We start from the raw sequence: 14,269 nt of genomic DNA on the forward strand, positions 1-14,269 counted from the left end.
TTTTTTATGTCTCGCAAAGTCGCCAAGTCGCAAAGAAGAATGCTAAGTGTGGTTGAAAGAAATGAAAATTGCTGTAAAAGTTAAAAGTTTATAAATTATTAGATAATAATTCTCCTTTCCCTTTTTCCTCTTCCCTTTTCCCTACCTAGACTAATAATTTATCATACTCAAAGTAATAGAGCCATAGTTTTATAGTTTATTAATAGGCTTAGATAAAATTCGGGCTAGAAGCCCGAAATACGATAAAAAATTTGATAATCTCACAACTCAGATAGGATTGCTATAGCAATTATTTATGAAAAAACAGCGCCCTCCACCATAGGCAAATCAACATTACAACCACCTAAACCGCAATAACCATTGGGATTTTTAGCTAAATATTGTTGATGATAACCTTCTGCAAAATAAAATTCAGGCGCATCGATAATTTCGGTGGTAATATCTCCTAAATTAGCTTTTGTTAACTCTTGTTGATATAGGTTTTTGGACTGTAAAGCTAATTGTTTTTGAGCTTCAGAATAAGTGTAAATACCTGAACGATATTGAGTGCCTCGATCATTGCCTTGACGCATTCCTTGGGTGGGGTTATGATTTTCCCAGAATACTTTTAGTAAGGTTTCATAACTGATAATTTCAGGATCATAAACCACTCTCACCACTTCATTATGACCTGTTAAACCGCTACAAACTTCTTCATATGTCGGATTTGGGGTATAACCAGCAGCATAACCGACAGCAGTTAAATAAATGCCATTTTCTAACTGCCAAAATTTTCTTTCAGCGCCCCAAAAACAACCCATACCAAACATTGCTAATGCCAGATGACTGGGGTATTCTGTTTTAAAAGAATTACCATTGACATAATGCTGAGTGGGTAAAGGCATTTTAGTATTTCTACCTTTGAGGGCTTCTTCGGGTTTGGGTAGAGTCAATTTTTTATCGCCAAGTCCAAATAAAAACATGATTTTACTAAAATTTATCAATTACATAGTTTATCTTAGCAAAGACAGGAAAGATCAAGGGTGAAGGGCGCTGAAGCCGAGTTTAAGCAACAAGAAGCTGAAGCTAAACAACACGCTGGTATTTTTCGTAAGGCTGCCCAAAATTTTGTTTTTTTAACCAGTATTGAAAATCACCACGCTAATCAATATAGTGAGGCTTTAGGTGGTTGATCAGGGCAACAACCTCCAGCTAAATTAGCTAGTAATAATCCTGCTACTCGTAAATGGATTTGTCGTCAATGTTCGATGATTTATGATCCTCTAATTGGTGATCCTGATTCGGGAATTGTTGCTGGAACTGCGTTTGAGGATATTCCTGATGACTGGGTATGCCCTATTTGTGGCGCTGAGAAAAAACTTTTTATTCCCTATGAAGAAGTAATCACGGCTTAAATAGTTGATTATGAGTAGGTAAACACAATTAATTGGGTATTTTATGGTTAATTTAGAGACGTTGTATGCAACGTCTCTAGTAAAATTTGAAATACTTAATTAATCCTAATTAACATCAATAAAATTATTAGTAATAGGATAGGCAATTTTAATATTTTCTTGTTGATAAACTCGATATAATTCTTTTAAAAATTCATGAGTGATTATTAAACGGTCAAAATATTCATGTATTTTTAAATAAACTGTAAACTTAATGGCAAATTGATCCAGTTTTTCATATCTCAAAAAAGGCTCATATTCTTTATAGCCTCCTTTTACTGTTTCTAGTATTTTCTTGGCTACATTTAAGGTTATTTTTTCTACTTTATCAAGATCACTATCATAACTAATACCAATTTGAATAGGTAATAACATACTGGAATTTTCGAGGCTATAATTTTTAAAACTACTATCGATAATTTGGCTATTTGGTATCACTGTGATATTGTCGTAAATATCTTTTACCACTGTGTAACGCAATTCCACATCGACTACATAACCTTCTTCTCCTATTTTTGTGGCAATATAATCTCCTACTCTAATTTTCCCAGCTAAAATGATATTAACCCCTGAAATTAGATTACTTAATGTGTTTTGAAATGCTAAACCAATGGACAAACTACCTACTCCAAAAGCGGTAATTAAAGCAGTAATTTTTACGCCGATAGATTGAATGATAATTAAAAAACCAATGGTAAATATAATTACTTTGGTTAGATATTCAAAAAGAGAACTTAAAGAGACTGTGGTATCACTTTTGATACTATAAATTTGAATGGTACTTACGGCTAAACGAGATGCTAAAAGAGTACCAGCAGAAAGTGCTATAACTATAATTATTTTTTCAATTAAAGTGTTGAGGGCGCTGGGTAAATCTAGCATGGGTAAAATCAAGGCAAAAGCGCCCACCACCGACCACACAAAAATAATGCCGTTAAATGATTTCGGAACAAAAGTATATTGCTTAAGTTTGGGAGTATTATTAATACTTATAGCAATTTTTTTTAATCGATTTTCGATTATTAAAGAAGTGACAATAATTGCAGTTAAAATTAATAATGGAGTTAATATTTTTAGTAGTAACGTTATATTTAATGATTCCATTCTAAATGATGAATAATTAATAGTGAATAATTAATAATGAAGATTTTTTTATCGTAGTTATGATAACTTAACATAGAATAATTGTTCAAATCACCCTGAAACAGAATAACAAAATTCATCAAAAAATAGAGGATTTAAAACCCTGTTTGCCAAAATGTGAGCAAATTTAATGGTAATCTACGCTATATTTCAATCTACCTTTGCCCTTTTGATAATGAGTTATATTGAAAGTTGAATTATTTAATTGAATAAAATTATGATACGTCGTCGTCGAAATGTGCCTTGGATTCAGCGCTATGCCCGTTATATTCTTGGGGCTATCGCTTTGGTTGGTTTACTTTTAACTGCTTATTTAACCATTACTAAACTTTTAGGGGGAGAGGTTGCTTGTACGGTGGATGCTTCTCAGGGTGCTGGTTGTGATGGTGTCTTAAATAGTGCCTACGCCTATCCTTTTGACCCACAAGGTAAAACAGGACCACCGTTAAGTATTTTCGGTAGTTTAGCATATTTAACGATGGCTATTTTAGCCCTAGCGCCCCTCACCGTATCTGCTGAGGACAAAAAAAAATTAAGACTAAAATTAGAAGAAAATAGCTGGTTATTAATATTGGCATTAAGTTTCGCTATGGCTACCTTTAGCGGTTATTTAATGTCTATTCTGGCTTTTGAATTGCAAACGGTTTGTTACTATTGTATCGGCTCGGCTTTATTTTCCTTAAGTTTATTAATTGTTACTTTAATTGGTCATGATTGGGATGATTTAGGACAAATTCTTTTTACGGGCGCTGTGGTAATTGTCATCACCATAGTAAGTGCTTTAGGGGTTTACGCCAATGCTAATACGGTGGCGGTGACGGGCGCTGAGGTGGCTAATGTGAACCCTGAGGGTAAGATTATCACTCCTAAGCCTACTACCGCAGCTACACCCCCTCTCGGCTGGGAAATCACCACCGAATCAGGACCTGCTGAAATCGAACTAGCTCAACATTTAGCAACGGTGGGCGCTACTAAATATACTGCTTATTGGTGTCCTCATTGTTACGATCAAAAGCAATTATTTGGTAAAGAGGCTTACGATATAGTACCTCACATCGAATGTACTCCCGACGGCTTAAATGGCGATCCTCAAAAATGTGAGGGCATAGTAAAAGCGTTTCCCACATGGTTAATTAACGGCAAAGTTTACGAAGGTACACAATCCCTTGAGCGATTAGCAGAGTTAACTGGTTACACTGGTAATACTGATTTTAAATACAGTTTACGATAATATTCACATTTGCAGAAAATAACGTTTTTTCATTGTAGTTCGGGCTTCTAGCCCGATTCTTCAAAAACATGATACAAAGGTGAGCATTGCCCACCTTACGGATTAACCCTGTTGTAAATAAGGCGCGGTGTTACCTTCCACCGCTTGACGATATACTTCCACTGATTCGGTGTAGTCAATGGGTAGTACAGCACAAACATTTTGATGAGGGCGAGGGATAATAACCCATGATTCAAGAGTAGCGCCCTCCGCCTTTTTAACGGCTTCAATACCGGCAGCCATAGCGGTTTTAACTTCGGACACATCCCCACGGATATTGACGGTAAAACGGGCGCTACCAACTCGGATATAACCAACTAAAGTAATCCTACCGGCTTTTACCATGGCATCGGCAGCGGCAAGAATACCCGGAAAACCTTTCGTTTCAATAGAGCCAACGGCTGACTGTGAAGGCATAAAATTTTTACTCCCTGAATTAATTTAATATAAAAAATTGTTTATTACGTTATGATTATTGACTAATGTGGCACTTCTGATCAATTTATACCCGATAGGGATCAGAAATATCATTATGCCCAATGGGTAGCACATCCACCACATTGGGGGGGGGATTCGGCACGATGTAATGAGTGATCACTTCACCGCCAAAAACTTCTTCTGCTTCCCTTAAACCTTCTTTCATGGCAGTTTTAACTTCCGACACCGCCCCCCGAATAGCAATGGCAAATTGACCACTTTCGGCTTTATCAAAATAAACTAAAGTGACACGGGCGCTTTTCACCATAGTATCGGCGGCGGCAAGGATAGCAGGAAAACCTAGGGTTTGAATTACTCCCACTGCTTCTGGCATAGGTAATTTTTTTAATTAAATTTTTAACTGTTTGATTATACCTCAGTTTGGTTGTCAAAAAAATTAGATCAAAAGCCTTCTCTTTTAACGCAGGGGATTTTTGAAGTTGGCATCAAAACACTTTACCCTCAGCAATAAACCCTCAAAAATTATTGATACAAATGAGCAATTTATGAAAAATAACTATTTGGCTTAACTCTTTAATTTATAAGCATTTCACCGCGACACCTGACACCTGAAACCTGACACCTCCGCCCCCAAAATACTTTTTCAGCAAACCCTACTTATTATCCTTGTTTGACACCTTGACCAAAAAATTTCGGCGGTTTTTTCATGGTATAAACTTCCGTTTCATTTTGAATGGCTTGGCGCACATAACCCGGTGTTTGTAGCATTCCTAACAAACTAATGCCATCAAAAGAGCGAAAGTCGTTAGTAGTTTTTTGCTCTAATAAACGATCAATTTTATCAGGATCAGGGATGGTATCGAAATTCTGTTCAGAAGCAATGGCAAAGCCCCAAGCTGAACCATAAGTACAAGTAGGAGCAAAATAGGCATGGACATGACTAAACACTGTTTTTAAGGTATTAACCAAGCGCCCGTGAATGTGTAAGTTAGCTGGGGCGATAGGTCCAGCTTGAATCACTACGATACCATTATCTCTTAATACTTTTTTCAAACGGGCAAAATATTCTTGAGTAAATAATTGAAAAGAAGGACCTTCTTCGATAGGATCAGAAAGATCAGAAATAACTATATCCCATTGAGCGCCCGTAGTATCCAAAACCTCAAAAGCGTCACCAATAACTAATTCTAAACGAGGATCATCAAAAGCGCCTTGGTGCATTTCTGGTAAATGCTGACGACAGGCTTCCACTACTTCTCCATCAATGTCAACCATCGTGGCTTTTTTTACTGATTGCCAACGGAAAACTTCCCGCACGGTAGCGCCCTCCCCGCCACCTAAAACCAACACATTTTCAGGATGAGGATGATTTATCATTGCCGGATGAACTAAGGCTTCATGATAGAGAAATTCATCTCCGGTGCAAGATTGCCATTTGCCATCTAAAACTAATGCTTTACCATAAGCGCCACTTTCGACGATATACATATCCTGATAGGGAGTTTTGGCGTGCGCTAAAATATTGGTAATACCGTGTACATAAATGTCATAGGGAGTAATATATTCGCTAATCCATACATCCGCATTGACTTGAGAACCTGCCATAATTTCTCTTCCAAAAAAAATAACCAGCCTATGATTATAACTTATTTTGTTGTTTCGTAGGGCTTGATAATATTCAACCTTTACAGGCTTCAGCCCTTAAAATATGTACTTTTGAAGAAGTCTAATATAACTATTGTATTTAAGTTGTGAGATTATCAATCACCCCTTGTTATGAAAATGGGGTTTAAACCCTTTGTTCAATAAATTATCTACTAATTTTTTTGTTATTCCTATTGATTATTAAAATTTTTTATTATGAATCCAAATCCAGCAATCATGCAATCGGTAGAGGCACTCAATTATCGAGTTACGGTGGGAGATGTTGCCCTCAAAAGTGGCTTAGATGTCCAAATTGCCCAACAAGAATTATTAAATTTGGCTTCTTCTGCCAATGGACATTTACAGGTAGCAGATACGGGCGATATTGTTTATTTATTTCCTCAAGATTTTCGCAATGTTTTGCGTAATAAATATTGGCGGTTACGTCTGAAAAGTTGGTTAGAAAAAATTTGGAATGTTATTTTTTATTTGCTCAGAATTTCTTTTGGAATTATTCTGATTGCTTCCATTATTTTAGTGTTAATTGCTATCGTAGTAATTGTTATTGGTATGAGTTCAAATCGTGATGATAATGATAATCGTAGCATTAATAATTCTAGGGGCGGAGGTATGATGTTTTTCCCTCGTTTTTGGTTTACTCCCGATTTTTTCTATATCTTTAGTCCTAATTATCACCGCCGAAATAATCGATTTCAACAATTAGAAAATCAACAGGAAAATGAGCTTAATTTTTTAGAAAGTATTTATTCTTTTCTTTTTGGTGACGGCAATCCTAACCAAAATTTAGAAGAAAGAAGATGGCGAGAAATTGCTTCTGTAATTCAATCGGCGAAGGGCGCTGTTATTGCTGAACAAATAGCTCCTTATTTAGATAATATTACTATTTATAATGAGCGAGATGAAGATTATATGTTACCCGTTTTAACTCGTTTTAATGGTTATCCTGAAGTATCAGAAGAAGGGGAAATTATCTATTATTTTCCTGAATTACAAGTTACTGCTAAACAAACAAGAAACATTAACATAATTCCTTATTTAAAAGAGAATTTTTGGCGTTTTACTATTGCTACCAGTCAACAAAAAATTATGGCGGTAGCTTTAGGGGGAATTAACTTTGTTTTACTACTGGTTTTAGGGTCCTTATTATCTTCTGAAGTGGTTGCTGAATTAGGTAGTTTTATTTATTTTGTTAGTTCTATTTATGGTATATTAGTTACCTACGCTATAGGTTATTTAGCTATACCTCTCATTAGATATTTTTGGTTACAAAGTCGTAATAAAAAAATAGAAAAAAGAAATCAAAATCGCCAAGAAATGGCTAATTTTTTACAGGAAAACAAACAACAGTTATTACCTAAACTGAATTATGCTCAAAAATTTGCTCAACAAAAAGTAATTAATCAAGAAGATATTACTTATTCTACAGAAAGAAATTTATTAGACCAAGTGATGGAGTCTTGGGAAAATCAATAATAATGGATAATTGTCAATTATCGATTTTCCATTGTCAATTATTATATGGAGCTAAGCGGATTCGAACCGCTGACTTCCTCAATGCCATTGAGACACTCTACCAACTGAGTTATAGCCCCTAATACGGTAATATACATTATGCCATAAACTATCTTAAAAAATCAACCTTTTGATGATGATTGATTCTCAAACTTATTTTTTGAAGGATGACGAGGAGACAAAACAACTCGGTTACAATCTATCTTTAACGTTAACGCCTAATACTGTTATCCTGTTGCGAGGGGAGATGGGCGCTGGTAAAACTACTTTGATTCAGGGGGTGGGCGCTGGGTTAGGTATTACTGAAGCGATTGTGTCACCGACTTTTACTCTCGTTAATGAGTATTTAGAAGGGCGCATCCCTCTTTATCATATTGATTTATATCGTCTTGATGGTGAAGAAATTGCTGATTTACGTTTAGAAAATTACTGGCAAGGTAGGGAGGTTGAGGCTGGTATTACGGCTATTGAGTGGGCGCAGTTACTGCCTTATTTCCCTGACAATTATTTACTTATTGATTTAACCCTCACGGAAGACGGAGGAAGAAAAGCCGTTATTTCAGTTTGAGATTGTTTTGGAAATGATCTGAGGTTATTATGGGCGAAGTAGGAAAAATCTGCAAACTTTCATTTTTGCTTACAGCGCATTTCAAATGAATAAACCACGTTTTTTGTTTCTCGCAGAGGCGCAAAGACGCAAAGATAATATTTGTAATAATCCAAAGTGTGGTTTAAGGAAATGAAAACTGCTGTAAACTTCGTATGTCTAAATCAATTAAAAAGCATTATTGTTGGGTTACGCTATCGCCAACCCAACCTACAAATTTAATAAGTAGGGTTGTTAATTTTCAAAATCTGTTCCCATCATAGCAGGATCGATTAAGGTAATATCAAAGGGATCATCTGGGGGCAAGGTGGCAAATACATCTCGGTTAGATTGATGGTAAATAACAAACACTTGAGGACCAAAAACTACTTTATCACCGGTTTTGAGTTGTAAATTATTAACTTTGCGCCCGTTAACTAAAATGCCGTTAGCGCTAAGATTTTTGCCGTCGCCATCAACGATGTGATAATGGGCGTAGCCGTTTTCGTCAAAAATACGCATGATGGTGGCGTGATGACGGGAAACGAAGGGAGATTGAATGACAATATCACACCGTTGCCCTCTACCTATAGAATATTTATTTTTTTTCAGCAAAAGTTCTCTTCTGCCTTTATCGTCTTCAACAACTAAAATATGGGCTGTATGGGGTTGGGCTGTCATCGTTAATTTGGTTGATCTTAAACTGTTAACCTATACCCACCGTGTAATAAATTACACGGCTAACGGTGTTTCGTTCAATAAATTGAACTAAGATGAGACTGTTTTTGATTTCTCATCATCAAGAGAGCTTGATATTAGCTAATCAAATTTTTTATCTCTTTTAAAGATAGTATAAATTGAGAACGCTTTACTATTTTATCTGTTATCAATAATTAAGTATCCATTTTTTTAAGCTGTAGGGAGTTAGTCACTACCACAATGGAACTTAGTGCCATCAGCGCCCCTGCCGTAGCAGGATTGAGTAAGATATGATAACGAGGTAGCAATACTCCAGAGGCTAGGGGAATCGCTACTAAATTATAGCTTAATGCCCAAAAAAGATTCTGTTTAATTTTCTTGAGGGTATTTTGACTTAATTTAATAGCTGTGATTAAATCGGTTAATTTGCCACGAGTTAGCACGATAGAGGCGGTTTCGAGGGCAATTTGTGAGCCTTGCGCCATGGCAATACCACAATCGGCACGACTTAGCGCTGGGGCATCATTAACTCCGTCTCCTACCATGGCAATCATGCGCCCTCCCCTCTCCTCTTTAATTTGGTCGATTAAATCTGCTTTACCTTGGGGTTGAATACCGCCATAATATTTGCTAATACCTAATTTTTGGGCGATATTTTGTACTACTTGGGGTTGATCGCCACTGATCATGATTACTTCTAAACCCATATTTTGCAGTGCTTTGACGGTGGAGGGCGCTTGATCTCTTATTTCATCGGCTAAGGCAATGAGGGCGATAATTTCTTGGTTTTCACTAAGATAAATTACTGATTTTCCTTGATTTTGTAAGGTTTCGGTTTGATTAATAATATCACTGCTAAGATGAATATTTTGTTCTTTTAACCAAAGTTGATTACCGCAAGTAAAAGTTGTTTTTTGATGATTATAGTCAACGATTCCTTTCACTCCTTTACCGATGGTGGTGGTTAAATTTTCGGTTTTATATAATGATAATTCTTGTTTCTGTAATTCCCGTAAAAGTGCTTGGGCAAAGGGATGTTGGGAGTTGATTTCTAGGCTACTGGCAAGGCTGATAATTTCCTGTGCAGAATGATGATGAAGGGCAATAATATCAGTAACTTGGGGATAACCATTGGTGAGTGTACCTGTTTTATCAAAAACGATGGTGTTAATTTTCTCCACTTGTTCGAGTATATCACCTCCTTTGATTAATAATCCTTGTTCAGCACCCTTCCCCGTACCCACAAGAATAGCGGTGGGAGTAGCCAAACCCAGCGCACAGGGACAGGCAATGACCAAAACATCGATAGCTAATTTTATACTGAGGATGAGGGCGCTGGTATCTGTGGTTAAATATGACCATTTTTGCATACCATAAAAATACCAAAATGTCAAGGTAAGTAAAGCAATGGTAATAATTCCGTAAGCAAAATAACCGGAGACAGTATCAGCTAAATTTTGGATGGGCGCTTTGCGAGTTTGAGCTTCTTCTACTGTAGCGATAATTTGACTGATGACGGTATCAGCGCCCGTCGCCGTAGTTTCAATAATGACGGCTTCAGCTTGATTAATTGTACCAGCTTTCACGGAGTCGCCCATGGTTTTATATACGGGTAAAGATTCCCCTGTCAACATTCCTTCATTAACGGTAGTTTGCCCTTTCACCACAATGCCGTCGGTGGGAAATTGCTCACCTTGTAATACTTTTACCCATTCTTGGGCTTTCACTTGCACCGCTGGAATGAGCAACCCTTGATCTTCTAATAATTCATTTTTACTAACAATTCGAGCTTGATGGGGGCGCAAACTGAGTAAAGATTCGAGACTCTGGGAGGCTTGGCGACGGGCGCTACTTTCTAACACACGTCCTAAAAAGATGAATCCCAACAGCATCACAGGCTCATCAAAGAAGCATTCCCAGCCCAACTCAGGATAAAATAAAGCAATGCAACTGGTGACATAAGCGCTCACCGTACCAATACCGATTAAACTATTCATATTGGGGCTTCTGTGCCAAATGCCTTGCCATCCGTTGAGGATAATATCACGCCCCGGCATGATTAATGCGCCCGTTGCCAATGCCCAATGAAACCAAATATTACTAAGAGGGTGAAGATAATGCCATCCCGTCAGGTGATGTAAATGCCCGATGGTGGAGAATATTAAGAGGAGAAGGGCGCTGGTGAGTTGATAGGTTTGGGTTTTTTGTTCTTTTTCCCTTGCTTTTTGGTGTTTTTCTTGCCAATTTTCCTCGTTTTGGCTACGGCGAGGGGCGCTGGGAAACCCTCCCATGGTTAATTTTTCTGCTACTTTTTCAGGATTGATTTTGCCTTGCTCGTATTCTACCAAAGCCACGGCAGTTATAAGGTTAACTGTAGCGCCCACCACCCCATCACATTGATTAATTTGTCTTTCCACAGCTTTCACACAACCAGCGCACTTCATCCCCTCCACATCAAGGGCAACTGTATCAATTATGGTTGGTTTATTTGGTTTTGGTAACGATGCAATGGCAGTCATAAATGTTTAGCAATATATTTTTCTTTAATTAGACATCTCAGACAATATCAGAGATACGATAACGTTTCCTTATTCCCTTCCATATTAGAATAATTCTAATAACTGTTTAGAGGATTATCATAGAAAGTTTACCCCCTACACCTGAACTAAAAAATTTTTTAGCATAGGGCAAACGCATACTAAAAATAAATGCGCCAAGTGGTCATTGATTTTAGAGGTTGAATGGTTAAGCGCCCTCCACCCTACATTTTTTTGATATGTTTAGCGCCAGTCATCCCAATCCTGATTAAAAATGGAAGTATTAGGAAACTCTACTGGATTACCTTTAGTAACTAACAGCGCCCTCAACCTTGGCAAATAACGATTACGAAAAGCAAAACCCTCGGTAATTTCATAGGGGAAAATGTTTTCATTCAAAGCAAAAGAAGCTGTAACCCCTGCCGCCGCGCCCGATGACCATTCAAAAGAATGCACCCGATAAGCCGCCGCCGCAATGTGACTGGTAGCGATACTTTTTCCTGCCACCAATAAATTATCGATTTTTTGGGGAATCATAGCAGATAAAGGAATTTGGAAAGGATAGGCTTGACCTTGCCCCCGTCTTTCTCCTTCTCGCTCCGTATTACCCGGTTTTTCGTGGGGATACTCACTCATACAAGGGTGAAAATCAATGGCATAATGACCAATACCCACAGAATCAGCGTAAACAGTGGAACGGCTACGTTTAACGGCGTTTTCAGGGTTAACATCCCCTGAAATAACCGAAAATCCCTCCAAACCAGCGAGAATTGCCCGTAATTGTCTATATTCGCTATCAGTCAACGTTTTTTTGTAATAGTCATCATCATAATTAACGCGGGAAATATCCACTTCATTGACCATAAAACCATCCGGATAACCTAATTTTGGTCGCCCAATAATCCGGCGCCCTTCCCTTATATAAGGATATTTTGATAAACCATGCTCCGTACCCATAGGAGAGTCAAAACCCTTGAGAAAAACATGATCTGGATGAGGTTTTTTCACCCCGTCACCTAACTGAGAATCTGTAGTACCAGCCACCAACCAATGATAAAAACCCATGGCGTTTTCTTCCCCTTTTCTGAGGGTTTCAGTGCGTAATCCCCCTAACCATCCTCCCGGCTCTAATTGTCCTAATTCTTGCAGTTGATCTCTCGTATAAATTAAGTTATCTTGAGATGTACCCGGACGATAGTCATTACCCCAAGTCCAATTTTGCATGGCAATATCCCCCGGTGTGGGTTTAGTAAAACCAATACCGCTAAAAGTTACCCTCTCCCTAGGTTGTGCTTTGTAAATACGGCGATAGGTAAACACTAAATCAAAATTCGCTAATCTAGGCAATTCGTAGCTGTAATAGGGTGCATATTGCTGATAAAATTCTGGTTCTGGTTGGGGTTGAGGGGTGGCGGTTTTCTCCATGGCAAAGGTGTAGGTAAAACCTTGGGGGCAATAAGGATCAGCCGTTCTACTTGATGCTGATGGATCATAAGGAGAAATGGGATCAATACCGAGCTTGTGGGGGATGTCAGTTAAACCAATGATTTCCCCTGTTTCTGTGGCTTCTATGACCATCCAATCAGCTTTTAGGTCATTTTTGTCGTTTTTACTCGGTACAAATTTAATGACCGTTTTGGTAAGTCTGGGAGAATCTTCGAGACCATAAGCGTCTTCTATAATTGCTGATAAAGGCTCGGTGTTGAGGGGGGGAGTGTTAGGCTGGGGTTGATGTTGAATGGCGAGGGCGCTGGTGATTTGTTGATTGTTAATGGCGACATCTTTAATGACGGTATGGGGAAACCATTTTAATTTGCCTTTGCCTCGTTGTGCGGCTTCTTCTAGTTGTCTGGCAAGGATAGTATGGGCATCTTTGGGCAGAAAACAGGAAGCGCTAACCCAACATTCACCCAAGTTATATTTACCGTAAAATTTGCCGATGTTCTCCCTAAATTCTAAGTAACCTTTGGGGAAAAATAATTCTTGTCTTTGGGTGCTACGTTCATCTAGTGCAGATGTACCCTGTGAAGAAATTTGACCACCTACCCAATCGGTAATATCAGTTAAACAAACGGTTTTACCCATTAACAGGGCTTCATAGGCGGCACCCGCCCCCGCTAATCCACCACCGATCACCAAAATCTCACATTCTTCGGTTTTTTCGTGGGGTATATTTCCTGCGGTGAGGGGCGCTGTGACTAATAATCCGAGGGGAAGGGATAGTATTTTTTGCCAAATTTTCTTCATGGTCACAAATCGATAATATTATGTTGACTTACCAGTATTTTGGTTGAAACTGATCATTGTTGATTATAGTGAATTTTTCTGATTTTTAAATCTAAAACCTGAAACCTAACACCCGAAACCTGACACCTCCCCTCACCAAAATACTTTTTCAGCAAAGCCTAATTAGTTAAGAAAAACTTATTAAGCTAATATTAATTTTTTATAACAATCCTAGTCAAGCAATGGAGTAATTTGTATCATTATATACAGAAATAATTTTTAAATTATCAGCCAAACAAAAAAACATCTGAAAAATGACAAGCAGAGCTCATGATATTAGTTAATTTTGAGACCACAAAATATGAGGCTAGTATTTGATGATCTGAGCGTCATATCAGAAATTATTATTATTTATGGAGAAATATAATGATGTTAACTCAATTAAAATCAGTATCATCCCCTACAGAATTAGATGTTCAAGAAGGGTTTTCAGTTGATAAAATTAATTGCAATAGTGTATGTCACATCACCTATAATCGTGATTCTTGGGTGAAATTATATCAATGTCCTAGTGCTTATGCTGAAGAAGAGGCTTTATTACTATGTGAGCAGTCTTCTGGTGTTTGGGTTAGCTGGATACCCAATCATGGCGAAGCATTATTAGATAAAAGCGAATTTTATTGTTAATTTATCGAAATAGGATAATGGTGGAGGGCGCTGGTTGTATCAATAATTATTAAGTTTTATTTGATTCTTTGCA

At 37.7% G+C, this 14,269-nt stretch carries 14 protein-coding genes and 1 tRNA gene; 6 read left to right on the plus strand and 9 right to left on the minus strand.

The window, feature by feature from the left end; all coding sequences use genetic code 11:
- Positions 1–293: 293 nt before the first annotated feature.
- Positions 294–962 carry a peptide-methionine (S)-S-oxide reductase MsrA gene (gene msrA, locus IGQ45_00785; GenBank protein ID MBF2055761.1) on the minus strand — a complete coding sequence of 223 codons (669 nt, stop codon included), beginning with the start codon at positions 960–962 and terminating at the stop codon, positions 294–296.
- Between the two features lie 60 nt (positions 963–1,022).
- On the opposite strand from msrA, the gene IGQ45_00790 reads away from it, so the two are divergent.
- Entirely contained in the window at positions 1,023–1,172 is a 150-nt protein-coding gene (locus IGQ45_00790) for a hypothetical protein (protein ID MBF2055762.1), read from the plus strand.
- A 75-nt stretch (positions 1,173–1,247) separates the two neighbouring features.
- On the plus strand, positions 1,248–1,394 hold the full coding sequence (locus tag IGQ45_00795) for a rubredoxin (GenBank protein ID MBF2055763.1): 147 nt from the start codon (positions 1,248–1,250) through the stop codon (positions 1,392–1,394).
- Positions 1,395–1,499: 105 nt separating this feature from the next.
- On the opposite strand, the gene IGQ45_00800 is transcribed toward IGQ45_00795, so the two are convergent.
- Complete coding sequence (locus tag IGQ45_00800) at positions 1,500–2,537, minus strand: mechanosensitive ion channel family protein (GenBank protein MBF2055764.1); 1,038 nt, start codon at positions 2,535–2,537, stop codon at positions 1,500–1,502.
- Between the two features lie 256 nt (positions 2,538–2,793).
- Here IGQ45_00800 and IGQ45_00805 point away from each other — a divergent pair, with 256 nt between their 5' ends.
- Positions 2,794–3,807 (plus strand): vitamin K epoxide reductase family protein, encoded by a 1,014-nt coding sequence (locus IGQ45_00805; protein MBF2055765.1) that lies wholly within the window; start codon positions 2,794–2,796, stop codon positions 3,805–3,807.
- A 102-nt stretch (positions 3,808–3,909) separates the two neighbouring features.
- Here the strand turns inward: IGQ45_00805 and IGQ45_00810 are convergent, their stop codons facing one another.
- From IGQ45_00810 to IGQ45_00820, 3 genes are all read right to left on the minus strand, one after another.
- Positions 3,910–4,263 carry a carbon dioxide-concentrating mechanism protein CcmK gene (locus tag IGQ45_00810; GenBank protein MBF2055766.1) on the minus strand — a complete coding sequence of 118 codons (354 nt, stop codon included), beginning with the start codon at positions 4,261–4,263 and terminating at the stop codon, positions 3,910–3,912.
- Between the two features lie 85 nt (positions 4,264–4,348).
- On the minus strand, positions 4,349–4,657 hold the full coding sequence (locus IGQ45_00815) for a carbon dioxide-concentrating mechanism protein CcmK (protein ID MBF2055767.1): 309 nt from the start codon (positions 4,655–4,657) through the stop codon (positions 4,349–4,351).
- 287 nt (positions 4,658–4,944) lie between these two features.
- The gene (locus tag IGQ45_00820; GenBank protein MBF2055768.1) at positions 4,945–5,889 is read right to left on the minus strand and encodes a spermidine synthase; all 945 of its coding nucleotides are present in this window, start codon (positions 5,887–5,889) and stop codon (positions 4,945–4,947) included.
- Between the two features lie 255 nt (positions 5,890–6,144).
- Between IGQ45_00820 and IGQ45_00825 the strand changes: the two genes are divergently transcribed.
- On the plus strand, positions 6,145–7,422 hold the full coding sequence (locus IGQ45_00825; protein ID MBF2055769.1) for a hypothetical protein: 1,278 nt from the start codon (positions 6,145–6,147) through the stop codon (positions 7,420–7,422).
- 46 nt (positions 7,423–7,468) lie between these two features.
- Here IGQ45_00825 and IGQ45_00830 read toward each other — a convergent pair.
- Positions 7,469–7,541: transfer RNA gene (locus IGQ45_00830), tRNA-Ala, on the minus strand.
- A 56-nt stretch (positions 7,542–7,597) separates the two neighbouring features.
- On the opposite strand from IGQ45_00830, the gene tsaE reads away from it, so the two are divergent.
- The gene (gene tsaE, locus IGQ45_00835) at positions 7,598–8,029 is read left to right on the plus strand and encodes a tRNA (adenosine(37)-N6)-threonylcarbamoyltransferase complex ATPase subunit type 1 TsaE (GenBank protein MBF2055770.1); all 432 of its coding nucleotides are present in this window, start codon (positions 7,598–7,600) and stop codon (positions 8,027–8,029) included.
- A 273-nt stretch (positions 8,030–8,302) separates the two neighbouring features.
- Here the strand turns inward: tsaE and IGQ45_00840 are convergent, their stop codons facing one another.
- From IGQ45_00840 to IGQ45_00850, 3 genes are all read right to left on the minus strand, one after another.
- The gene (locus IGQ45_00840; GenBank protein MBF2055771.1) at positions 8,303–8,728 is read right to left on the minus strand and encodes an FHA domain-containing protein; all 426 of its coding nucleotides are present in this window, start codon (positions 8,726–8,728) and stop codon (positions 8,303–8,305) included.
- Between the two features lie 212 nt (positions 8,729–8,940).
- A complete protein-coding gene (locus tag IGQ45_00845) occupies positions 8,941–11,265 on the minus strand; it encodes a copper-translocating P-type ATPase (protein ID MBF2055772.1) in 2,325 nt (774 codons plus the stop codon).
- Between the two features lie 261 nt (positions 11,266–11,526).
- Positions 11,527–13,530, minus strand: coding sequence for an FAD-dependent oxidoreductase (locus IGQ45_00850; GenBank protein ID MBF2055773.1), 2,004 nt, complete (start codon positions 13,528–13,530; stop codon positions 11,527–11,529).
- 408 nt (positions 13,531–13,938) lie between these two features.
- On the opposite strand from IGQ45_00850, the gene IGQ45_00855 reads away from it, so the two are divergent.
- On the plus strand, positions 13,939–14,196 hold the full coding sequence (locus tag IGQ45_00855; protein ID MBF2055774.1) for a hypothetical protein: 258 nt from the start codon (positions 13,939–13,941) through the stop codon (positions 14,194–14,196).
- Positions 14,197–14,269 lie beyond the last annotated feature (73 nt).

The organism is Cyanobacterium sp. T60_A2020_053, assembly GCA_015272165.1.
Taxonomy (GTDB): Bacteria; Cyanobacteriota; Cyanobacteriia; order Cyanobacteriales; family Cyanobacteriaceae; genus Cyanobacterium.